This window comes from Aneurinibacillus soli (assembly GCF_002355375.1).
Classification (GTDB): Bacteria; Bacillota; Bacilli; order Aneurinibacillales; family Aneurinibacillaceae; genus Aneurinibacillus; species Aneurinibacillus soli.
Genome location: NZ_AP017312.1, coordinates 3191330 through 3214724 on the forward strand (window position 1 = coordinate 3191330; position 23395 = coordinate 3214724).

The window sequence follows — 23395 nt, forward strand, 5'->3', positions numbered from 1 at the left end:
CCTCCCGCTGCCCTTATTTAGAAGCGTCTGCAATCGCAGCTTCAAGAATGTCGAGACCTTGTTCAAGTTGCTCGTCTGTAATTGTGAGCGGTGGCAAGAAACGAAGAACGTTGCCGTAGATGCCTGCGCTCAGGGAGATGAGGCCGTTTTTCCATGTAGTAGATGTAACATAAGCTGTTGCTTCTTTGTTCGGCTCTTTTGTTGCGCGATCTTTTACAATCTCCATCGCTACCATCGCACCCATGCCACGAACATCGCCGATGATTTCGTATTTGTCCATCCAGCTGCGGAATGCGCCTTGCATACGCTCACCGATTACGCGTGCACGTTCTACGAGATTTTCTTCTTCGATAACTTCAAGAACTGCAAGACCAGCTGCACATGATACCGGGCTTCCTGAGAATGTACCACCAAGGGAACCTACTCCCGGTGCATCCATCAGTTCTGCACGACCTACAACAGCACTCAGTGGCATACCAGCAGCGATTGATTTAGAAAGAGTAGTCAGGTCAGCCGCTACACCGTGGTGCTCCATCGCGAACAGTTTACCTGTACGAGCAAAACCAGCCTGGATTTCATCCGCAATCATAATAATGCCGTATTTGTCGCACAGTGCGCGAATGCCTTTTACAAATGTTGCAGACGGAACGATAAAGCCGCCTTCGCCTTGCATTGGCTCCATGATGATCGCTGCGATATCGTTCGCTGCTGCTTCAGCAAGGAAGAAACGCTCGATGCTTTCCAGTACTTCGGCATCCAGTTGTTCTGGTGTTACACCATACGGAGCGCGGTAGTAGTACGGATATTGAATTTTGTATGTTTCTGGCGCGAATGGTCCGAAGCCTTTTTTGTATGGTGCTACTTTGCTTGTCAGTGACATTGTCATCAGTGTACGGCCATGATACGCACGCTCGAATGAAAGCACGCCTGTACGACCTGTTGCAGCACGCGCGATTTTCACTGCGTTCTCAACTGCTTCTGCTCCACTGTTCGCAAACATTGTTTTCTTTTTGAAGTCGCCTGGTGTTTTTTCATTGAGCTTCTCAGCAAGTTCGATGTAGCTTTCATATGGCATAACATGGAAGCAAGGGTGGATAACATTTTCCACTGCCTCTTGAATCGCTTTTACTACTTTCGGATGGCAGTGACCAACGCTTTGCATCCCGATACCGCCTGCAAAGTCGATGATTTCATTGCCGTCTACATCTTTTACAAGTGCGCCTTTTGCAGACTCAATATAGAGCGGAGTTACATGGCCTGGGCCTTGTGCCACTGCATTCTGGCGGCGGGCATGTAATTCAATTGATTTTTGTCCTGGAATTGTTTTTGTTTCAGTTGTCATGTTCGTTCTCTCCCTTTCTCGTCCCAAGATATTTGTTCATCTTGCGGACAACCGTTGATTGATTAACCCGAAGTACTTCTGCACATCGGTATGTGTTCTCATATTTCTCATACGCCATCGATAACAGCTGGCGTTCTACTTCTTCTACTGCATCCTTAAGCGGGCATAATCCTTTTATCTTAACAACTGGCATCGCGTTCATCGTTTTGCCGTCCTTCCAGAGCGTATCTGGAAGATGGTGCGGCAGGATTTCCATCCCTTCGCTTGTAACAACGAGACGCTCTACCATGTTTTCAAGTTCACGGACGTTGCCTGGCCAGTCATAAGCGGTCAAAATCTCGACCGTATCTTCATGGAATTGTTTAAACAATCCGTATTTCTTTGTGAATCGTGCAAGGAAATGCTGAACAAGTGCCGGAATCTCCTCTTTGCGCTGCCGAAGCGGCGGCATTGAGATCGGGATCACATGCAGACGGTAGAACAAATCTTCCCGGAACTTTCCTTCTCGTATCAGCTGACGCAAATCCTGATTTGTAGCAGCAATGATTCGCGTATCTACACTCATAAGCTGGTTTCCACCGAGACGACGGAATGTGTTATCCTGCAGGAACTGTAGCAGCTTAACCTGTACATTCAACGGAACTTCCCCAATCTCATCAAGGAACACTGTGCCGCCATCCGCAATTTCAAGCACCCCTTTTTTGGAGGCATGTGCGCCCGTGAAAGCGCCCTTCTCAAAACCGAACAGCTCGGACTCGATCAGTGTTTCCGGAATGGCGCCACAGTTGATATGGACGAAGTTCCGGTCATTACGGTGACTGGAGCGGTGTACTTTCTGCGCGATCATGCCTTTACCGACACCGGATTCTCCGATAATCAGCACCGTAGAATCGACATGGGCAATCCGTTCAGCTAGGCGGTATACACTTTGCATCTCCGATGAGAGCACAACCATATCATCCGCTGCACCTCCACCATCCTGCTTGAGCTTCTCCAGTTCGCTCCGATATGCATCAAGCAGACTTTCCGTTGTTTCCAGACGCTTGCGCAACAGCTCTACTTCTTCGTACTCCCGTGAATTGAAGATAATACGGTGGATACTACCATCCGGATTGAATACCGGGTTCCCGATTACATACAGCTTTTTACCGTTGGCTGTTACCTGAATACCAGATACTTTTTCTTTTTTCTCCAAAATTTCAGGCAATAGACTCGGGGTAAAGCCGCCGAGGTCGGCAACTTCTGTCGTCTTGCGACCGAGTAATTCTTTCGTAGGCTGTTTGTACAACTGCTCGCTTTTTGTACCAGCCCGAAGAATCCGACCTTCCCCATCTGTAATCAGAATCTCATCAAACGATGCGTCAAACAGATTCTCCAGCTCGAAGTAGGATTCATCCCGCCGCAGCACAAGAAAATCAGCTACATGCTCTCCATCTTCGATATATCGCTTCCATTCTCCGCGTAAGGAAAGCGATGGAAGTTTAATCTGTGTCTCCCAGTACTCATCGCCAAGCTGACAAAATGATTCATAGGACGAGGAAACAAGCGGCAGTACATCAGATACGTGTTTGCGAATGACATCTTCTTCAGCGTGTAAAAACCACGTTTCCAGCTCCCCATGCCATCCAATCACAAATCCCTCTGTATTCAGCACAAGCGTTCCATGCGGAAGTTGTTCCCATAATTTTTGAAGATTTAGTTTTGCGTATGCTTCCAATGTCCTCACCCGCTCGCATTCCCCCCTCACGCTCATTCATTTTTATAACCTAGCAAATAACATGCCAACTATAAAAACTTTATAAATCGTGATATATCCGTGAGAGAGGAAAAGAATATAATGCATATCCGCATTATATCGTGCATCGAGAGACAGAACAATTGAAATTTACCCACTTGATACGCTATCCCCATCCCTTCGATGCAATTTAACATCAAAAAAATGCATAAAAACATCAAGAGCGGGTAAAAAGAGCCACGCCCTGGTAAAAGGGCAATGGCTTTTTTTATTTAGGGTCTGTTTTCTGTCCAGTGCGGGAGAGTCCCTGTAGAGAGAACAGAAGAATCGTGCCGACAATGAGCAGCGTAGAAGCTGCAGCAATGGTCGGGTCTACCTGTGTACGCATGTTTTCCCACATCACAATCGGCAATGTTTTCGTGCTGGCCCCCGCGATAAAGATCGAAACAACGACTTCATCTAGCGAAGTAATGAAGGCAAACAGCGCACTGGCCATCATCGCTGATTTAATGAGTGGAAGCGTTACTTTAAAAAACACACCGATCGGAGTAGAACCGAGGCTTAATGCTGCCAACTCCAGATTGCGGTCGATTCCTTTCAGGCTGGCCGATATGGTGACAAATACCATCGGAATCGCCAGAATCGAATGCGCGAGCACCAGGCCGGTAATCGTGTTGGTCAGCTTGTACACCGAAAATGTATGATACATCGCAATCCCGACCACGACGACTGGAATAACCATCGGTGCCACAATTAAATTCGTAAAGATTTTTTTACCTGGAAACTCCAGACGTTGGACAGCCATCGATGCCATCGTTCCGATAATCGTTGATACAATAGCCGTCAGTACTGCCACGGTCAAACTGCGCCACAATCCGTCCATCCACTGCGAATTCTCAAAAAACGCCGTGTACCACTTCGTTGAATACGAAGGCGGTGGAAACGTAAACGTAATCTGCGAACTAAAAGACAGCGGGATCAGAACAAGAATCGGCAGCGTAATGAGAACCATAATAACCCCAACATACAGGCGCAGCCACATACTATTTCTCTCCTTTCAACAGCGGAGACAGACGTGCTACCCACGCTGCCAGCCCGAGCAAAATGAGCGTTGTTACAAGCAGAACAACCGAAATAGCGGAAGCCATGCTCCAATTGAGTGTCATCTGAATGTTTTCCTGAATCAGCTTGGAAATCATCATGTTCCCCTGTCCACCAAGCAGCGCGGGTGTAACGAAGTAACCAATGCCAAGTACAAATACGATTAGTGAGCCAGACATTACTCCTGGAAGCGACAGGGGCAGAAAAATCTGCGCGAACGCTTTCCACGGACGTGCACCCATTCCCTGCGCCGCCTGTACAAGACGACGATCAATCCCTTCCATAACTGAGTACAGGCTCAATACCATGTACGGAATGAGAATGTGCGTCATACCGATCACGACACCTGTCGTATTGTACATCAACTTCATGGGCTCTGAGATAAGCCCTGTCGAAAGTAAAAGCTTGTTAATAATCCCCTGATCTTGCAGAATGACCGTCCAGGTAAATGTACGGACAAGCAGACTGATCCATAATGTAATCATCACAAGCGACAGTACGACTTTTTTCCAGCGTTCCGATTCCATGACAACGAGCAGATATGCAATCGGATACGAAATGACAAGCGTGACAAGCATAACAATGAACGATGTTTTCAGCGTATTCCACAGCACCTTTAAGTACAGCGGTTCTGTAAATACTTGCTGAAGATACTGCATGGTAAAGCCCTTGTCGTCATATACGCTCAGCTTCAATACACTTGCCATGGAGTAGTACAGCAGAATCGCTGTATACACAAGCGGGACGAGCAGCAACAGCCATTTCAGTCCCGGAATTTGGACAAACCGGTTTAGAGGAGGTACCATACCTGGTACCGGTGCCTCTGTATTTACTTTTGTGGACATCGTGGTGAGCACCCCCTCTGTCTTTCATCTCTATTCAAGCATAAATTTGTTGAAACGTTCTGCAATTTTATCGTAGTTATCGAGCCACCATTTGTTATTAATGAGAATTTGTTTTTCTACACGTTCCGGTGTTTGACCGATGCGCTGCTTCACGTCATTCGGGAGCATATCAAGTGCTTTTTTGTTCGTCGGAGCGTAATCGATCGACTTCGAGTATGCTGCCTGCGATTCTGCTGTTACGGCGTATGCAATGAATTTTTGCGCTAGGTCTTTGTGCGGTGCGCCTTTCGGGATTACCCATGAAGTCGCCATACCGAGTGACTGATTGAACTCATTGTCAATCGGTGATCCCTGTGCTTTCGCGCTGGATACACGTCCATTCCAGGCAGCGGCTGCTACAACTTCTTTTGTGCCAAGAAGCTGCGGCGGCTGTGCTCCTGCATCCCACCATACTTTTACGTCCTTCTTAATTTTCCCAAGACTTTTGAAAGCGCGATCAACATCAAGCGGATACAGCTTGTCTGGTGCTACGCCGTCAGCAAGAAGAGCGGCTTCCAGTGTACCAACCGGATTTTTGTACAGGGAACGTGCACCTGGGAATGTTTTTGTATCCCAGAACTCCGCCCATGTTTTCGGATGCTTGCCACCTGGGAACGCTTCCGTATTGTAAGCAATATTTGTAAAATAGACTTGCAGACCGATCGAGCAGTCTGTCACAAGCTCCGGATAAACACCATCTTTTTTGATTTGTGTATAGTCAAGTTTCTCGAGAAGCCCTTCTTTCTCCAGGCGAAGTGCTACGTCCGTGTCAGAGTTAACAACGTCCCACTCCACTGCTCCGCTTTGAACCATTGCCTTAAGCTTACCTACGTCTGTTGGGGACACTACCGTAATTTTCACGTTGTTTGCTTTTTCAAACGGCTCATATACGGTTTTCTTGGCTGCTTCAGAAGATGCGCCACCCCAGTCTACAACAACAAGCTCTTTAGAACCGCCTGCAGCCGGTGCACCTGCTTCTTTGTCTTTTGAGCCCCCACATGCGGTTACACTGAATGTAAGTGCCAATGATGCAAGAACGAGCAGTGGTTTTTTCCATACCTTTTTCATCTCTTTTTCCCCCTTATATGTGATGAATAATTAGCTGGCGTCTGCTTCATACGGAATCGTAATCGCATCGCCATGATTCCAGCCTAATGTGATCGTCTCACCCGGCTGGAGAGAGTGCGCGTACCCGACCGGAACACGCACAGTCAATTCTTGTCCAAATGTTGTTTTCGTCTTCAGTTTGATGCAATCGCCAAGATAAATTTTTTCTTCTACCGCCACAGAAAGTGCGTTCTCATACTGACCCGCTTCTTGTGCGACATGAACGTTCTCCGGACGAAGTGCAACATACACTTGCTCCTGATGTGACTTGGCACCATGGGCGCGCACAGACACCCCGGCATCTCCCATCAGACGAACAATCGAGCTGTCCTGTTCCGTGCCGGTAACTTCGCCTCCGAGCAGATTGATCTCACCAATGAATTCAGCAATAAAACGATTCTGTGGGAACTGATAAATCTCTTCTGGAGACGACACTTGCTCAATTCGCCCGTGATTCATAACACAGATCCGATCAGACATCGTAAGCGCTTCCGCTTGATCGTGCGTAACGCTGATCGTGGTAATGCCGATCTGCTGCTGAATGTGTTTGATCTCGAGCTGCATGCGTTCACGCAGATTTTTATCAAGCGCTCCGAGTGGCTCGTCCAATAATAGAAGCGGTGGGTTAAATACAATCGCCCGGGCAATCGCCACGCGCTGCTGCTGTCCACCTGACAGCTGTTTCGGATAGCGATCTATCAGATGTCCCAGATGGACCAATTCGAGAATGTTATGTACACGCTCTTTAATTTCCTGCTTTGAAACACCGCGCAGCTTAAGCGGATAAGCTACATTATCACCAATTGTCATATGCGGAAATAGTGCATAGTTCTGAAATACCATCCCGATATCACGTTCATATGGTTTTTTACGTGTAATATCTTGATCATTTAACTGAATCGAGCCGCTTGTCAGCTCTTCAAAGCCGGCAATCAGTTTAAGAAGTGACGTTTTGCCGGAGCCGGACGGACCGAGAATCGTAAGGAATTCTCCTTTACGAACGTCAAGGTTAACGCTGTCCACCGCCTTAAAGTTACCGTAAAACTTGGTTGCATTGCTGATGGATAAGTCCATCCCCTTTGCCATTTTATTTACCCCCTTTTTTCTCTAGGCTGTCGTATAACACTTTATACCTAGCAACAATTGTGCCAATTTTAAATTTTGCGAAATATATGTATTTTTGAATGGATAACAATGTGGAAATGCATTGTTTTTAATTTTTTAAAATTATTAGACTGCTATTTTTCAAAGAAATCAGTAAGAAAATTTACACAATGCAAAAATGCATCACATAATGCTTATTAGCATCAGAAATATCAGGCTGTATTGGACGATTTACGTTTCAATTTTTAGATAAGGAATGATAAAATAAAACGAAAAACGCAAGGAGGAATTTGATATGGCGCATGATCCAAACTGCATTTTCTGTAAGATCATCCAGGGGGAAATTCCATCAGCGAAAGTATTCGAAAATGACCATGTGCTGGCTTTTCTTGATATTAGCCAGGTAACGAAAGGACATACCCTCATTATCCCAAAAACACATCGCCAGGATATTTTTGAACTGGAGTCTGATATTGCGGCTAACTTGTTCCGTGTCGTACCAGAGATCGCAAATGCTGTGAAAAAACAAACCGGGGCTGACGGTGTAAACATTTTAAATAATAATGGAAAAACAGCTGGTCAGACGGTATTCCATTATCACATGCACATCATTCCCCGCTACGGAAAAGAAGATGGGTTCCACCCTCACTTCGTCGATCATACGGCTGATTATACGCCAACTGACTTGCAGCAAATTGCCGCTACAATCCGCGATAGCCTAAAAGTGTAATTCGTACATAAAAACAGAGAAGCTGTCCCATAAGCAAGTGGGGCGGCTTTTTTCTTGGTGGAGGATTTCGCCAAAGTGTAGTGGAGGAGCGGGATCGGGCGGGGCCTCGTCACTTCGGTACGCTTGCAGGGAAGTGGGGACTGTCCGCTCCAGGGACTAGACGAACTTGCCCACAAAAAAAGACCTACGATGCATGTACACCGAAGCGTTGTGGACAAAAATCGTTCGTCCACCCCCTTCCGCTAAGTAGGCGCGTACAGGCGTTCCGCTGCCCCGCCCGATCCCGCTCCTAGCACACTTTGGTTGAATACCATCAAGAATAATTAAGCTGCTGAGCTTTGCTATGCAGGTAAAAAAAAGGCAGACGACTTCCAAAAAGCCAGTTGTACCCCGAGTAAATCCATTCTGGTGTCGAGCGTTTTTGTAACCCGAAACGTTGTGCGGGGAGTGGGAAAAGGGAGGAACAAGAGAGCATCTGTCCGCGCCGACCCAGCGGAGGGAGAACGACGAACGCGCCTTTGCCCGCAACACGTCAGTGAATCAACATTCCGTGCTTTTCTTTGCGGGCACGTTCGACGAGCTCCTAGAGCGGGCAGTCACTACTTCCCTGCAAGCGTACTCAAGCGAACGGCTCCTCCCTTCTCCCACTCCCTCCACCAAACTTTCGATTTCACAAACAAGGCTGTCCCTCCCACCATGTTCTGGCTGTTGGGGCAGCCTCCAAGTAGCTCTATTTCAACAATGATAAAAGACTGATAAAATGGATGGTAAGAGTATCTGGGAAATACATTTCTAGAGATTGGAGCAATTCACATTATGTATCGCAATTTAGAAGATTGCATAATCGATTTAGAAAAGAATGGACATCTGGTCCGCATCCGCGAAGAAGTGGACCCTTATCTTGAAATGGCTGCGATTCACATGAAAGTGTATGAAGCGGGTGGGCCTGCATTATTATTCGAAAATGTAAAAGGCTCAAAATTTCGAGCTGTATCCAACCTTTTCGGAACAGTAGAGCGCAGCAAATTTATCTTCCGACATACGTGGAAAGCCGTACAGGACGTAATGACTGTGCGCAATGATCCAATAAAAGCATTAAAAAATCCACTGAAAAATATCAAAACCGGGTTAGCGGCCGCAAAAGCCCTGCCTGTAAAAAAATCAGGAAGCCTACCAGTTACCGCACAGGAAATCAAAGTATCAGATCTTCCATTCATTCAACACTGGCCAATGGATGGCGGTGCTTTTATCACGTTGCCCCAGGTCTATACGGAAGATCCGGAAAAGCCGGGGATTATGAATTCTAATCTAGGTATGTACCGGATTCAACTGAGTGGCAATGAATACGAACTGGATAAAGAGATTGGTCTGCATTATCAAATTCACCGTGGTATCGGAATCCATCAGAACAAAGCGGACAAACAAGGCGCCCCACTAAAAGTGAGCATTTTTGTAGGCGGACCCCCGGCGCACACATTGTCAGCCGTCATGCCCCTGCCAGAAGGGCTAAGCGAGATGACTTTTGCGGGCTTACTTGCTGGACGTCGTTTTCATTACAGTTATATCGACGGCTTCTGTATTAGTAATGATGCGGATTTTGTTATAACCGGAGAAATTCATTCGGGAGAAACCAAACCAGAGGGTCCTTTTGGCGATCATTTAGGTTATTACAGCCTGACCCATCCTTTTCCGGTCATGAAAGTACATAAAGTGTATGCCAAGCCAAATGCTATATGGCCGTTTACAGTCGTTGGTCGTCCCCCTCAAGAAGATACGGCATTCGGCGACCTCATCCATGAATTAACCGGTGATGCAATCAGGCAAGAAATCCCTGGCGTAAAAGAAGTCCATGCGGTAGATGCGGCGGGCGTACATCCATTGCTCTTTGCGATAGGTAGCGAACGGTACACCCCGTATCAACAAGTAAAACAGCCGACCGAATTACTTACGATCGCCAATCGTATTTTAGGAACAGGACAATTAAGTCTAGCCAAGTTTTTATTCATTACAGCAGAAGAGAACCTACCACTCGATACGCATCATGAAGTAGAGTTTCTAACCTATATTCTCGAACGGCTTGATTTACATCGAGACATTCATTTTTATACAAATACAACCATCGATACTCTTGATTACTCAGGTACCGGATTAAATAGCGGCAGCAAGGTAGTCTTCGCAGCTTATGGGGATAAGAAAAGAGAGCTGTGTAAAGAGGTCCCTGACGTTTTGAAGGAGTTGCACCCGTTTGAAAACGCACGATTGGTAATGCCGGGCATCGTCGTGATACAAGGTCCTGCATTTACTAGTTACGCAAAAGCGCAGCAAGAACTACAAGGGTTATGTGACGCGATTCAAGCCAAAGGTCCGCTCCCATCTTGCCCGATGATCATCCTATGTGATGACAGCACATTTACAAGTGCGACCCTCAATAATTTTCTGTGGGCTACATTTACGCGCAGCAATCCTTCACATGACATGTATGGTGTGAATAGTTATTATGAGAACAAGCATTGGGCGTGCGATAATCTTATTATTGATGCTCGTATCAAACCACATCACGCACCGCCATTAGTACCCGATCCAACTGTTGAGAAAAACATCGAACGATTCTTTGTCAAAGGGGCCAGTTTGGGTGGAGTAAAAGTGCGGTGAAAATAAAAAGAGGCTGTCCCCAAAGCCGGAACATGGCAAACGGGACGGCCTCTTTTTGATGTAGGTTGTCTCCAAAGTGTGGTGGAGGAGCCGGGATCGGGCGGGGCCTCGTCACTTCGGTACGCTTACGAAGAAGTGGTGACTGTCCGCTCCAGGTGCCAGGCGAACTCGCCCACAAAAGGTGCCCATGATGTATTCGCATCGAAGTATTGTGGGCAAAATCCCGTTCGCCTGCCCCCTTCCGCTGGGGAGTCGCGCACAGGCGTTCCGTTGCCCCGCCCGATCCCGCTCCTGACACAGTTTGGATGAAAACTCTCAAGCATAATCAAGAGGCTGAGCTTTGCTATGCAAGTAAAAAAACAAGGAAGCAGGCTTCCAAAAAGCCAGTTGCAACCTGAGCAAACCCGTTCTAGTGTCCCGGGTTTTTCTTTGCGGGCGAGTTCGTCGGGCTCCCGGAGCGGACAGTTAGAGCTTCCCTGCAAGTTGTACTCAAGCGAACGGCTCCTCCCTTCTCCCACTCCCTTCTCCACACGTTGTCGATTGTACAAAAAGAGGCTGTCTTACAAGCTATGTTCTAGCTTGTAAGACAGCCTCGTTTCGTTTACCTCTGTATAACTCCGGCACGCAGGCGATCATTTCTAATGAGATCGTCATATGTTTCCCGTTCGACCACAACTTCAGCGCCGCCATCTTTCACAAACACAACAGCCGGACGACGAATACGGTTGTAGTTGTTCGCCATCGAATAACCATACGCTCCCGTGCAGGATATCGCCAGGATATCGCCAGGTTTTGCTTCCGGCAACATGTAATCCCAGATCAGCATATCGCCGCTCTCACAGCATTTGCCCGCAATGGATACCGTCTCAGCTGGCTGCTCATTCATCCGGTTTGCAAGTGCCGCTTCGTATTTTGCCTGATACAGCGCAGGACGAATGTTATCCGTCATCCCTCCATCAACTGCTACATACTTGCGGATGCCTGGAATATCCTTGATCGAACCGACTGTATACAGTGTCGTTCCCGCATCACCAACAATGCTTCGGCCCGGCTCAATCCAGATTTCCGGCATGCGATATGCACGTGCACTGAACTGGCGGCGCACTTCATCGGTAATCACCTTCACATACTCATCAACCGGCAACGGCGTATCTTCTTCTGTATAACGAATGCCGAATCCTCCGCCAAGGTTGAGCACTTCCACTTCATACCCGGTCTCGGTGCGTACCTGTTCCAAGAATGCTCCCAGTACTTCTACTGCACCAACAAAACCAACCGTATCAAAAATTTGCGATCCGATATGAGAATGAATCCCAAGCAAGTGAACGGATTCCTTATCCAGTGCACGCTTCACTGCCGCAAGCGCCTGACCAGTTGCCACACCGAAGCCGAACTTCGAATCATCCTGGCCGGTCGAAATATACTCATGTGTATGTGCTTCAATCCCCGGTGTAAGACGCAGCATGATCGGAACAATCACCCCACGTTCCCTTGCCAGATCATTCAGAATTTCAAGTTCATAGAAATTATCTACAACAAAACAGCCAATTCCAGCATCAAGTGCCATTACCAGCTCATCTTCTGTCTTATTATTGCCGTGGAAATGAATGCGTGCAGCCGGAAAACCCGCTGTAAGCGCCGTATATAACTCACCGCCTGATACAACATCAAGCGACATATTTTCCTCTGCTACAAGACGGCACATTGCCATGCACATAAACGCCTTGCTGGCATACGCCACTTGAAAACGGAATCCCGTTTCTTCAAATGCTTTCACATAAGTCTGACATTTCTCGCGAATCAGCGTCTCATCATACACATACAACGGCGTTCCGTATGTACGTACTAGATCAGCTGTATCACAACCCCCAATCTCCAGATGTCCCCTCTCATTTACTCTGCTTGTTCCGTGTAAAAACACTCCGCTTCCTCCTCAATGCTACCGTAATGCATCATTTATTTGTCTACAACAGTACCACACCTCGCTAAAGGGTGACAACTACGTATTTACTGGATGATATCCGCTGCGCTTCAATATAAAAGAAACAGCCGCCATCGTAACCGGATAGCCGAAACACTGTTCATCCCGTCCCTTCATCTTCCCGATATCTCCGATGCCAACAATAACCGGAACACGCAGCATGTTTAACACATCAACCGTATCCCCTATAATATATGCCTTTGTCCCTTTCTCAACAAACCCATTTTTATTAACCGCTTTTCGAGTTACTCGACCGTAGCGATCAATACATACATCCACTTCCACCCCAAGTGCGTATTTCGTTTTGGAAGCAACCGCGATCGCGCCAAGTACCGTAATATCGGGATGAGTGGAGACATAATACAACGCCCGCTCCCCCCGGCCCATTCGACCGTCTCCGTTATCGTCAAACATGACCAGTACAGGATCATGTGGCGTCTGCTTAATGAGCGTAACAATCTGTTCTCCACTAAGCGGTGTCGGATTGCCTGATGAACGAGAGATGCAGCGACCGCCAATTCTGCGGGCCACGTTCTCGACAGCCTGCCTGGCCACCGCATCACCGTCCGTAATCAAAATCACGTTTCGCCGGATGCGTTCCATTGCTTATCCCCTCGGCTTAAATACAAGCGCTGCAAAAAAGCTAAAGGCGACTGCCGCGGAAATACCCGCACTTGTAATTTGGAACATCCCGCTAATAAGTCCAATCAACCCATCTTTCTCTGCTTCCTGCCACGCTCCATGATAAAGCGAATGCCCGAAGCTTGTAATCGGAACAGTAGCGCCCGCCCCCGCAAAGTCGATCAGTGGATCATACCACCCGAGTCCGTCCAAAATCGCGCCGATCGCTACCAGAATGCTCATTACATGGGCCGGTGTCAGCTTTGCCATATCAAGCATCAGTTGACCGATGACACAGATTAGGCCGCCGACAGCAAACGCAATTAAAATTTGTGACATACTTACTCCTCCTTTACGGCTTCAAATGCTACGGCATGAGCGATACACGGAATGCTCTCCCCCTGCTGGTAGCTTACGGGACTGAACAGTGCGCCGGTCGCGCATACAAGCACACGTGTAAGCGTACCCGCTCGCAGTTGATTCATAATGTAGCTATATGTAACCACTGCACTGGACGCGCAGCCACTTCCCCCTGAGAATACCGCCTGATCCGGCCGATAAATCATCAATCCACAGTCGTTATACACTGGCGACATATCATACGCCAGTTCTTTCATTTCGTCCTTAAAAATTGCGTAGCCAATCTTGCCCAAGTCTCCAGTTACAATAAGATCATAATCGTGTGGCACACGTCCGGTATCACGAAAATGTGTCGACATCGTATCCACCGCAGCTGGTACCATCGCCGTTCCCATATCAAACGGATCTTTAATGCCCATATCGACCACTTTACCGATTGTCGCATGGGTTATGCGCGGTCCGCTGCCGTCTTTTCCGACAACACCAGCACCCGCTCCCGTTACCGTCCACTGAGCATATTCCGGCTTCTGGCCACCGTATGCGGTCGGATAGCGGAATTGCTTCTCCGCTGTGCAGTTGTGACTGCTGCACGCCGCTACGACATAATGAGCGTAGCCCGCATCAACGAGCGCTGCACCGACAGACAACGTCTCCATGGAAGTCGAACAGGCTCCAAACATGCCAAGTAGTGGAATATTGAGTTTACTGGCAGTAAAGTTTGATGAAATCGTCTGATTCAGCAAATCGCCCGCCAGCACGATATCAATTTCGCTCTGCAGTAAATTGCTTTTCTCGATGGCTGTCTCTACAGCCTGACACATCAGATGCCGCTCGGCTTTTTCCCATGATTTCTGCCCGGCGTACATATTATCATGAATATGATCGAACTCGGCAGCAAGCGGACCGTCTCCTTCTAGCGGACCGACCGCCACCGCGCTGCCAAGCAAGCGAATATCCTGCTGGAACTGCCATGTCTGCCGCCCGCATCGCGGTTCGTTCATGCTGTCTCCTCCCTACATTTTAATAATCAACCACTTCACAAGTGCGACAACCAGCGCGGAGACTACTCCGTATACGATCACACCGCCCGCCAGCTTGAACATGTTGCCCCCAACCCCGAGCACAAGCCCTTCCGTTCGGTGTTCAATCGCAGCGGATGACATAGAATTAGCAAACCCAGTCACTGGCACAGCCGAGCCAGCTCCAGCGAACTGGCCGAGCTTATCGTAGATGCCAAATCCCGTCAGAAGAACCGCCAGAAAAATCAAGGTCGCCACAGTCGGATTCCCTACTTCCTGCTTTGAGAAGCCAAACATGCTCATATAAAAATCAGAAACAACCTGACCGAATGCACAGATAGCTCCCCCTACCAAAAATGCTTTTACGCAATTGCGTACGTACGGCGGCTTCGGCTTGTATTTAGCCGCCCGCTCGCTATATGCTTGCTGCGCTTTTGTAAGCCGGGCTTGCTGTCTTGTTTTTACGGTGGACATAGGCGCCCTCCTCCCTTATTTGACGAAATATATCCAGTAAAAAAGTGAGCCGGTAACTTTCCCAAGTGCGAGCGCAAGGATGAATAAAGCTAAATACTCGTATACATACATGCGCTTAGCGAGAATCGGGATGACATTCAGTACTTCTGTCAAAGCTGCCGCCAAAAGACCAACAAAAATCCCCATGAACAAACCCGGTACAATCAGCCAGGCGGATGCAAGATGAAGTAGCGGACAAAACAACGTGAACAACGTAGAGCCTAGTGCCCCGAACACAACGGCCCACTGAAAATAAATCAAATGTGACGCGCACTTCGTAATCTGCACAAGGCGGGGGATTAATGAGAGTACCGTTAAAAATGCTACAAACCCGCTACCAACGATCAACCCCCCAGACAGCCCAATCAGCGCCAGCAGCACGCTACTTGCCGCCGCGCTCATGCTGTTCTCCTCCCGGTGTTTCATGTGTCAGCACATAGTCGTCCAGATTTTGCTGATACAAAAACATTTCCAATTCGAGTGGGCTCGGCTCCTCGTTGAAACGCTTGCGGAACAAATGATTAAAAAACAAAATCATCCCCGCCCCCACCCCAATCGAATACGGAATCTGGAGAATGAACGGATGTGCATTCTTATGTCCGGTCACCAGTTCATACACACGCTGGTGCACCTCTTGCATGCTTACATCGGTGTGAAAATTCATAATCGCCAGCGCGGAACCGATGAACAGTACGAGCCAGACAAAGGCAACCAGCAAAAGACTTGCTGGACGTTTCGGAATTTCAATCTCGACAAGCATCTGTCCTGCGCCGATGCCGTGCACATCCGCATCCGGCATAACCGCTCGCACCGCACGAATTACATGCATCATATCCACCACATAGCGATTGCCATCTTCTATGCGAAGCACATGAAGCACTGCATCCTGAATCACCGATTCATACGGACTGTCTGTCAGAACATCCGCGATATCCCCAACACGCAGCGTAGTTCCAGGCGGTTGCTTGATTTTACCTTTTAACTTTACATACACATGGGTGAGGTCAGCCATATCCTTCCCTCCTTGCATACGGATAGTATTTGTCAGTAGAAAGTCCGGTATGCGAGCATAGAAAAAGACCAGAGCGAGTTATTTCTCGATCTGGTCTTTCATGACACGCAGTATTTTTTTCTCTAGTCGTGATACCTGAACTTGTGAAATGCCCAGGCGTTCCGCTACCTCAGACTGTGTCTGGTCCTTGTAGTAGCGCAAGTATACGATTAGCTGCTCCCGCTCGCCAAGGCGGGCGATTGCTTCGCGGAGAGCGATCCGGTCGAACCATTTTTCTTCATCCTTGTCCGCGATCTGATCCATCAGCGTAATCGGGTCGCCATCATTCTCGAAGACCGTCTCGTGAATAGACGATGGCGCACGATTCGCTTCCTGGGCATACACCACTTCTTCCGGAGTAATCTCAAGTACTTCCGCGATTTCACTCACGGTTGGCAGGCGTCCCATCGTCTTGGACAATTCATCCCGAGTACGCCGTACTTTATTGGCGATCTCTTTTAAGGAGCGGCTCACCTTCACCGTCCCGTCATCTCGCAGGAAGCGCTGAATTTCACCGATGATCATCGGTACCGCGTACGTGGAAAATTTGACATCGAATTTTAAATCAAATTTATCAATCGCTTTCAGCAATCCGATGCAACCGATCTGAAATAAATCGTCTGCTTCATAGCCACGGTTTAAAAAACGCTGAACGACTGACCATACCAGACGAATGTTGCAATTTACCAATGTATCTCGTGCTGCTGTATCTCCCGCCTGACTTGCCGCAAGCAATCGTTTGACCTCTTGATCGGACAGATAAGAATGGTTGGCATTACGTACATTGGTCTCCATCGGCATGTCTCCTAATTGCAGAGCGCTTCATTCTTGGCTAGATATTTCACCAGTCGAATTCGTGTGCCCCGATTGATCTCGCTCTCCACTTCCATCGCGTCCATGAAACTCTCCATAATCGTAAAACCCATTCCAGAACGCTCCAATTCTGGCTTGGTCGTAAACAGCGGCTGACGGGCTTCCTCCATATCCACGATGCCAATGCCCTGATCTTCAATCAGAATCTCAATCGCAGACGGGGTGTACGTCGTCTCAATCACGACTGTTCCGGTTTCATCCCCTTCATAGCCATGAATAATCGAATTCGTCACCGCTTCCGACACAACGGTTTTGATCTCCTCCACCTCTTCAAGCGTCAGAGGCAAACGGGCGAGAAATGTAGCCACGGTAATGCGGGCGAACCCTTCATTCTCGCTGCGCGCCGCAAATGACAGGCGCATGAAGTTGTTTTCGCTTTTGCCAAGCATTATGCCACCTCCCAGGCAAGGAGCGCTTCATGTTCAGACTCCTTGATCTTCAAAATTTTGAACAGACCAGACAATTCAAACATGCGATACATAACCGGACTGAGTGAGCAGACCATCATGTCGCCCCCACGCGCATTCATCTGCTTGTAGCGCCCAAGAATCACGCCAAGTCCAGAGCTGTCCATAAAATGCAGGTTCTCTAAACTCAGCAGCAGATGGCTAACCGGATTCCGCATGATGTCATCCTCCAATTTGTGGCGGAGGAGCTCAGCTGTGTGATGATCGAGTTCTCCTTCCAGGCGCACAATCAGCACATCCTCCACACATTCCGTATCCACTCGCAAACTCACACTAACCCACTCCTTTACTCGTTGTGATACAGGGGATTTCTCCTCTTCTTCCTGCAATCCCTGCCCGTCGACAAAACTAGAAAAAAACCGGGAATGTATGACAAATTTCGCCACATTCCCGATTTATTTTCTTACGCGCCGCCGAACATTTTGCGAGTCGTCCGCTTCATCAGCTCCCACCAGCTTGCTTTTTCAATCGTCTCGGCTGCGACTAGATCGACCTTACTGAGCGTTTTGCCGTCCTTCTTAATAAGAAGTTCACCCAGCTTTACACCCTTTGTGATCGGAGCAGGCAATGTTTCCGGCATGTTAATCACTTTTTCGTACTGCTCTGGTTTCTCACCTTTTTTAACCAGCATGCTAAAGCGATACGGTACGAGAATGTTAACCTGTTCTTTCATACCTTTTTCCACCGGAACGGTGCGCACAACTTGATGATCCTTATACAGCGGCTGGCTGTCGTACTGATTGAAGGCATAATCAAGCATTGAGCTTACTTCCTGATTGCGCGTCTTGGAATCCGGCTCACCCATGACAACAGCTATAACACGCATATTGCCGCGCTTCGCTGTGGCAGTCAGGCAGTATTTCGCTTCAGACGTATAACCGGTTTTCAGGCCATCTGCTCCCGCATAGAAGCGGACGAGCCGATTCGTATTGACGAGCCAGAACGGTTTTTTGGAACCCTTGCGTAGATAGTCCTGATACAGCCCGGTATATTTCGTAATTTCTTCATGCTTTAAAAGTTCACGCGACATAAGTGCAATGTCATGGGCGGATGAAACATGGCCCGCAATCGGTAACCCGTTCGGATTTAGAAATGTCGTATCATCCATTCCAAGCTCTTTGGCGCGTTGATTCATTTTTTTCACGAATGCCTGCTCGGTACCGGCTAGGTGCTCGGCTATGGCGACCGATGCGTCGTTACCAGATGCAAGGGCGATGCCTTTGAGCATTTCATCGACTGACATCTCTTCTCCTGGTTCAAGAAAAATTTGCGAACCGCCCATCGAAGCGGCGTATTCGCTCGTGCGTACCTTGTCCGTCAGTTTTAATTCGCCGCGATCCATCGCTTCCATAGCAAGCAACATAGTCATCACTTTAGTAATGCTCGCAGGTGGAAGTGGCTTATGGCCGTTTTTTTCATATAAAATCGTACCGGTATCCCGGTCGATCAACACAGCCGACATGGCATTCGGTGCGATATCTGTGTTCTGCCCCTCTTTTGGCGGCGCTGCTTTTTCTTTTCCCTTTTCCTGTGCAAAGCCAATAGCAGGTGACAACATTAATGCAATGGATAAAAGAACTCCAGCTACTTTTTTCATGCGATAGACCCCTCCAGTGATTACTCTCTTCACCAGTGTGGCCCGAAGGAATGGAATTATATACCTAAAAAAGCATGAGGTAGCATTTTGTTTTTTATGGAGTCGACAACGTCTGGTGGGGGGAGTAGAGAAGAGAGAAGCCGTTCGCTCGGGTACGCTTTGCAGGGAAGTACAGACTGTCCGCTCCAGGAGCCCGGCGAACTCGCCCGCAAAAGAGGTCCTACGATGAACTTTCACGGAAGGATTGCGGGCAAAATCCCGTTCGTCGTTCTCCTTCCGCTAAGAAGTCGCGTACAAGCGCTCTCTTACTTCTCTCTTCTCTCCTCCCAGCAACGTTTCGATTCAAAAAAAAGAAAAACTATTGCTTTCTCATTTCGATTTTCTTTATATTTAAAGGATGGCTTCTATAGTATTAGATTTAATCTGATAGAAACAGGTGATACGTTTGGTTTTCAGCAGTCCGATCTTCTTGTTCTTTTTCCTACCTCTAGCGCTGTTCTGCTATTTTTTCTCGCCGTGGCGCCTGAAGAATGTTGTCCTTCTTTTATTTAGTCTTGTATTTTACGCATGGGGCGAGCCGATGTATGTGTTCCTTATGCTATTTTCCATTCTCATGAACTACGTATACGGCATTTATATCGAAAAATATTTTGAACAAACAAGAAAGAAAAAAGCGATTTTATTCATTGCGATTGTGAGCAATACAGCGCTGCTTGGCTATTATAAATACATTAACTTTTTCGTAGACCTAGTCAATCAGTTGTTTCATACCGCTTATCATGTCAAGTCAGTGCCGCTCCCGATCGGGATTTCGTTCTACACGTTCCATGCCATGAGCTACGTTGTAGATGTATACCGAAGCCGTAATTCTCAGAAAAACTTGTTTAATCTGGCGCTCTATATTACGCTATTTCCTCAGCTTGTGGCAGGACCAATTATTCGCTATCACATCATTGAGCATCAACTGCGTGAGCGCAAATTACGGCTCGATCAGTTCGCAGACGGGATTCGAGTCTTCATCATTGGCCTGGCGAAAAAAGTGCTGATCGCCAATCAGATGGGCATAATCGCGGACAAGATTTTTACCCAGCCGACTGATAACATGAGCACGCTGCTTGCCTGGGTTGGTATTCTGGCGTATACGCTGCAAATTTATTTCGATTTCTCTGGCTACAGCCAGATGGCGATCGGGCTCGGTAAAATGTTCGGTTTTGAATTCCCGATCAACTTTAACTTTCCGTACATCTCGCGCTCTGTCTCTGAATTTTGGCGGCGCTGGCACATGACACTTGGACAGTGGTTCCGGGATTATGTATACATTCCGCTCGGTGGCGGGCGGGTGGCAACCTGGAAGGTGTACCGTAATTTGTTCATCGTGTGGATGCTTACGGGGTTCTGGCACGGAGCGAGTTGGACGTTTATTGCGTGGGGCTTGTATTACGGCATTCTCATCTCTCTTGAGAAAGCTGGACTTGAAAAAATACTCGCAAAATGCTGGATGCCTGTACAGCACCTGTATGTGCTTATGATCGTGATGATCGGCTGGGTGTTTTTCCGGGCTGATAATTTTCCGTATGCGGCCTCGTATATTCAGGCAATGTTCGGACTTCGTAGCGGGCCTTTGGTGGACGAGCAAGGATTGTTTTATATCATTCAGTACAGCCCATACTTCATCGCTGCGATCATCGGCTCGATGCCGTTTTTCGACTGGATCAAAGCGAAGCTCGTATCATACAAAGGGGCTGTCTATGGAGTCGTGTCGTACGTATTTTATTTCGGTCTCTTTTTTGAAACAATTTTTTATCTGGTGACATCAACGTACAATCCATTTATTTATTTCCGCTTCTAAGGAGTCTGTTATGTCAACGAAACTATTTTCGATTTGCTTTGTTGCTACCTTTTTACTGATCATTTTTGGAATCGGCCTAGCCAGCATTATAAAACCAGATATCGAAAGGTCTTATACAGAAGCCAGGAAACTCCAGCAGTTGCCGACGTTTTCTGAGCAGTCTTTTCAATCCGGTGATTATTTTCGTGATATGGCGGCCTATACGAGCGATCAACTGGCCTGGCGTGATAACTTTGTCAAACTTTACGACCGACAGCAGCTCCTCACGCCTCTGCATGCCACCGTTGTAAACAATACCGTTGTAGTCGATCATACATGGTTGCTGGAAAAACCAACGGATCGCTTCCATAAAGAGCTGATGGATAATGCACTGGCAGGGATTCGCTATCTGCACAAAGTCGTTAAACCAAATAACACAAAAATCTATTACGCATCTTTGCCGTATCCCGTGCTAAATCTTCGGGAGCTGTACCCGTCTTATTTGCGCTTTCGTGCACCGGCTGAGAACAAAAAATACTTTCTGAGTGAATTGAACAAAGACGGCATTCACGTTATCGATGTGGCGCCGCGTTTTGCACAAATTCCTGCGAAAGAACGGGAGACGATGTATTTCCATACCGATCATCACTGGAATATAAAAGGCGCCTTTACGGCTTACCAGATGATTATCGAGGATTTAAACAAAGCAGGTGTGCTTCATCAATCCCCTCCACTTACCGACAACGATATTACCAAAACGCAGGTGCCACCGGGCAAATTTGTCGGAAGCTGGAACCGTCAGCTTAATATGCTCATTGATGACAAAGTAGACCGCCCGTGGATTTACAAGCCGAAAGACGGCTTTCCATTTGATCAAGTGCGAGTCGTAGCGATGAACGGAAAAACATACACCAAACTTGACGATGTCTACGGCGCAGGTACGTCTACACCACCGTATCAGTATTCGACCGTGTATACGAACGACCATGATCTGATGGAGTTTGAAAACAAACAAGCAAACAATAAGCTGCGTGTACTCATTTTCAAAGACTCGTATGCGAACGCAATGCTCCCGTTTGTCGCAAGTCATTTCTATCAAACGCAAGTTTTGGATTTGCGCTATAAAGGCGACCAATTTAATCTTGAAAGCTACCTGAAGTCGTATAAGCCGAATGTGGTTCTGTTTTTGTTCCATGACAGTAACCTGACAACCCCGGCGTATCCGTTTTTCAAGCAGTAAAATATAGCAACTAATTTTTCTTGATGGAGGTGGTCTCCAAAGTGTGGTGGAGGAGCAGGATCGGGCGGGGCCTCGTCACTTCGGTACGCTCGCTATGAAGTAGAGACCGTTCTCTCCAGGTGCCAGGCGAACTCGCCCACAAAAGAGGACCCACGATGTATTCGCATCGAAGTATTGTGGGCAAAAGCCCGTTCGCCTGTCCCCTTCCGCTGGGAGGTCGCGTACAGACGTTCCGTTGCCCCGCCCGATCTCGCTCTCGACACCGTTTGGATAAACATCATCAAGCAATATCAAGAGGCCAAGCTTTGCTATACAGCTAAAAAATTAGGCTCTGTTAAATTTTATTGTTGATTTTTAATAAAATGATAGGGGAACTCTAAATAGCTTAGGGTTTCCCTTATGAATTAGAACCTAATTGTTTTTTTAGGCGGTTTATTGGGAACTTCTATTAGTCTTGCAACATTTTTACCTTTTTTGAACCTTACATTGTTAAGCCAATATACAAAAGCATCTGCGTTAAAACAAACTCCATAAAATTTATTTCCTTCTTCGTCTTCGTGGGCTATTACCCAATAAGGATGATTGTTCTCCCTGTCATATAACCATTTATCAAAATCCCTTTGTAATTGACGAATATTTCTTCCTATTTTTGCGGGACAAATAATATATTCTGTATCAGCTTCATAATTAAATTGAATTTTAATAATCATAGAACATCTCCTTTCTCTATATAGTGAATTTTGACAGACGGAGAGAGTTATATGTCTCCGTAGTATCAAATATAAATGATGTTACTAAAAACTCTTTGATGTTGTGCTTGGTACTTTCGTTGCTATGACTATCGACAAACAAAAACCAGGTTAGGTAATTATCGAGATATTTTGTAGCCACGCCTTTAGAGCTGTCTATCCACTGTTTCATCCAAGAATGAAGACCGTTTACATTTTGGATATGATACAAGTCTTTTACAACGTGTTTGCCACCATCTGATTTAATTCGGCAATGCTCCAATCCTTTTTCTTTTGCGTAAGTTTTGTAAGCTCTCCACGCTTTTGAGAGTTTCGCTCTGTTATGCCACGTTGTCCTTTTTGAGAGTATAGAAAATAGGTCTCGTCAATTTCAACGATACCTTCAAATTTTTCAAAATCCATTTGTTTTAGTGCGTTTAGCAACTTGTGTCTCCAATTACA

At 47.2% G+C, this 23395-nt stretch carries 24 protein-coding genes and 1 pseudogene; 6 read left to right on the plus strand and 19 right to left on the minus strand.

Annotated features, from left to right (window positions below; genetic code table 11):
- Nucleotides 1–13: 13 nt before the first annotated feature.
- From gabT to CB4_RS16150, 6 genes are all read right to left on the minus strand, one after another.
- Nucleotides 14–1342 (minus strand): 4-aminobutyrate--2-oxoglutarate transaminase, encoded by a 1329-nt coding sequence (gene gabT, locus CB4_RS16125; protein ID WP_096466796.1) that lies wholly within the window; start codon nt 1340–1342, stop codon nt 14–16.
- Complete coding sequence (locus tag CB4_RS16130; RefSeq protein ID WP_157738016.1) at nt 1332–3068, minus strand: sigma 54-interacting transcriptional regulator; 1737 nt, start codon at nt 3066–3068, stop codon at nt 1332–1334. The genes gabT and CB4_RS16130 overlap by 11 nt, the downstream gene beginning before the upstream one ends.
- Before the next feature lie 277 nt (nt 3069–3345).
- Nucleotides 3346–4119, minus strand: a complete 774-nt coding sequence (locus CB4_RS16135) for an ABC transporter permease (RefSeq protein ID WP_096466798.1) — start codon at nt 4117–4119, stop codon at nt 3346–3348.
- A gap of 1 nt (nt 4120) precedes the next feature.
- Nucleotides 4121–5023, minus strand: a complete 903-nt coding sequence (locus tag CB4_RS16140; protein ID WP_096466799.1) for an ABC transporter permease — start codon at nt 5021–5023, stop codon at nt 4121–4123.
- A 30-nt stretch (nt 5024–5053) separates the two neighbouring features.
- Nucleotides 5054–6130 (minus strand): ABC transporter substrate-binding protein, encoded by a 1077-nt coding sequence (locus CB4_RS16145; protein WP_096466800.1) that lies wholly within the window; start codon nt 6128–6130, stop codon nt 5054–5056.
- A 30-nt stretch (nt 6131–6160) separates the two neighbouring features.
- The gene (locus tag CB4_RS16150; RefSeq protein ID WP_096466801.1) at nt 6161–7255 is read right to left on the minus strand and encodes an ABC transporter ATP-binding protein; all 1095 of its coding nucleotides are present in this window, start codon (nt 7253–7255) and stop codon (nt 6161–6163) included.
- Nucleotides 7256–7568: 313 nt separating this feature from the next.
- On the opposite strand from CB4_RS16150, the gene CB4_RS16155 reads away from it, so the two are divergent.
- From CB4_RS16155 to CB4_RS21695, 3 genes are all read left to right on the plus strand, one after another.
- Nucleotides 7569–8003 carry an HIT family protein gene (locus tag CB4_RS16155; protein WP_096466802.1) on the plus strand — a complete coding sequence of 145 codons (435 nt, stop codon included), beginning with the start codon at nt 7569–7571 and terminating at the stop codon, nt 8001–8003.
- An 816-nt stretch (nt 8004–8819) separates the two neighbouring features.
- Nucleotides 8820–10655 carry a UbiD family decarboxylase gene (locus tag CB4_RS16160; protein ID WP_096466803.1) on the plus strand — a complete coding sequence of 612 codons (1836 nt, stop codon included), beginning with the start codon at nt 8820–8822 and terminating at the stop codon, nt 10653–10655.
- 78 nt (nt 10656–10733) lie between these two features.
- Complete coding sequence (locus tag CB4_RS21695; RefSeq protein WP_146226563.1) at nt 10734–10964, plus strand: hypothetical protein; 231 nt, start codon at nt 10734–10736, stop codon at nt 10962–10964.
- Nucleotides 10965–11256: 292 nt separating this feature from the next.
- Here CB4_RS21695 and lysA read toward each other — a convergent pair whose 3' ends face one another.
- The 11 genes from lysA to CB4_RS16215 form a co-directional block, all read right to left on the minus strand.
- Nucleotides 11257–12576 (minus strand): diaminopimelate decarboxylase, encoded by a 1320-nt coding sequence (gene lysA / locus CB4_RS16165; RefSeq protein WP_096466804.1) that lies wholly within the window; start codon nt 12574–12576, stop codon nt 11257–11259.
- A gap of 78 nt (nt 12577–12654) precedes the next feature.
- Nucleotides 12655–13239, minus strand: coding sequence for a stage V sporulation protein SpoVABEA (locus CB4_RS16170; protein ID WP_096466805.1), 585 nt, complete (start codon nt 13237–13239; stop codon nt 12655–12657).
- 3 nt (nt 13240–13242) lie between these two features.
- A complete protein-coding gene (gene spoVAE / locus CB4_RS16175; RefSeq protein ID WP_096466806.1) occupies nt 13243–13596 on the minus strand; it encodes a stage V sporulation protein AE in 354 nt (117 codons plus the stop codon).
- Between the two features lie 2 nt (nt 13597–13598).
- Nucleotides 13599–14618: a stage V sporulation protein AD gene (gene spoVAD / locus CB4_RS16180; protein WP_096466807.1), complete on the minus strand. Its 1020-nt coding sequence runs from the start codon at nt 14616–14618 to the stop codon at nt 13599–13601.
- Between the two features lie 12 nt (nt 14619–14630).
- A complete protein-coding gene (gene spoVAC / locus CB4_RS16185; protein ID WP_096466808.1) occupies nt 14631–15110 on the minus strand; it encodes a stage V sporulation protein AC in 480 nt (159 codons plus the stop codon).
- A gap of 15 nt (nt 15111–15125) precedes the next feature.
- Nucleotides 15126–15551, minus strand: a complete 426-nt coding sequence (locus CB4_RS16190; protein WP_096466809.1) for a stage V sporulation protein AB — start codon at nt 15549–15551, stop codon at nt 15126–15128.
- Nucleotides 15532–16161, minus strand: coding sequence for a stage V sporulation protein AA (locus CB4_RS16195; RefSeq protein ID WP_096466810.1), 630 nt, complete (start codon nt 16159–16161; stop codon nt 15532–15534). Before CB4_RS16195 ends, CB4_RS16190 begins: the two co-directional genes overlap by 20 nt.
- 78 nt (nt 16162–16239) lie before the next feature.
- A complete protein-coding gene (sigF, locus tag CB4_RS16200; protein WP_096466811.1) occupies nt 16240–16995 on the minus strand; it encodes an RNA polymerase sporulation sigma factor SigF in 756 nt (251 codons plus the stop codon).
- Nucleotides 16996–17006: 11 nt separating this feature from the next.
- Nucleotides 17007–17462, minus strand: coding sequence for an anti-sigma F factor (spoIIAB, locus tag CB4_RS16205; RefSeq protein WP_231956046.1), 456 nt, complete (start codon nt 17460–17462; stop codon nt 17007–17009).
- Nucleotides 17462–17812 carry an anti-sigma F factor antagonist gene (gene spoIIAA / locus CB4_RS16210; RefSeq protein ID WP_096466812.1) on the minus strand — a complete coding sequence of 117 codons (351 nt, stop codon included), beginning with the start codon at nt 17810–17812 and terminating at the stop codon, nt 17462–17464. The genes spoIIAB and spoIIAA overlap by 1 nt, the downstream gene beginning before the upstream one ends.
- Before the next feature lie 131 nt (nt 17813–17943).
- Nucleotides 17944–19137 carry a D-alanyl-D-alanine carboxypeptidase family protein gene (locus CB4_RS16215; RefSeq protein ID WP_096466813.1) on the minus strand — a complete coding sequence of 398 codons (1194 nt, stop codon included), beginning with the start codon at nt 19135–19137 and terminating at the stop codon, nt 17944–17946.
- 225 nt (nt 19138–19362) lie between these two features.
- Between CB4_RS16215 and CB4_RS21285 the strand changes: the two genes are divergently transcribed.
- Genes CB4_RS21285 through CB4_RS16225 form a run of 3 tightly spaced genes read left to right on the plus strand, consistent with a single transcriptional unit; the run spans nt 19363 to nt 22205 of the window.
- Entirely contained in the window at nt 19363–19689 is a 327-nt protein-coding gene (locus CB4_RS21285; RefSeq protein WP_172890734.1) for a hypothetical protein, read from the plus strand.
- Nucleotides 19583–20986, plus strand: coding sequence for an MBOAT family O-acyltransferase (locus CB4_RS16220; protein ID WP_096466814.1), 1404 nt, complete (start codon nt 19583–19585; stop codon nt 20984–20986). The genes CB4_RS21285 and CB4_RS16220 overlap by 107 nt, the downstream gene beginning before the upstream one ends.
- Nucleotides 20987–20996: 10 nt before the next feature.
- Nucleotides 20997–22205 carry a DHHW family protein gene (locus CB4_RS16225; RefSeq protein ID WP_096466815.1) on the plus strand — a complete coding sequence of 403 codons (1209 nt, stop codon included), beginning with the start codon at nt 20997–20999 and terminating at the stop codon, nt 22203–22205.
- Between the two features lie 404 nt (nt 22206–22609).
- Here the strand turns inward: CB4_RS16225 and CB4_RS16230 are convergent, their stop codons facing one another.
- Nucleotides 22610–22915, minus strand: a complete 306-nt coding sequence (locus tag CB4_RS16230; RefSeq protein ID WP_096466816.1) for a hypothetical protein — start codon at nt 22913–22915, stop codon at nt 22610–22612.
- Between the two features lie 16 nt (nt 22916–22931).
- A pseudogene (locus tag CB4_RS16235) lies at nt 22932–23389 on the minus strand (IS1595 family transposase); the annotation flags it as partial.
- Between the last annotated feature and the right edge of the window lie 6 nt (nt 23390–23395).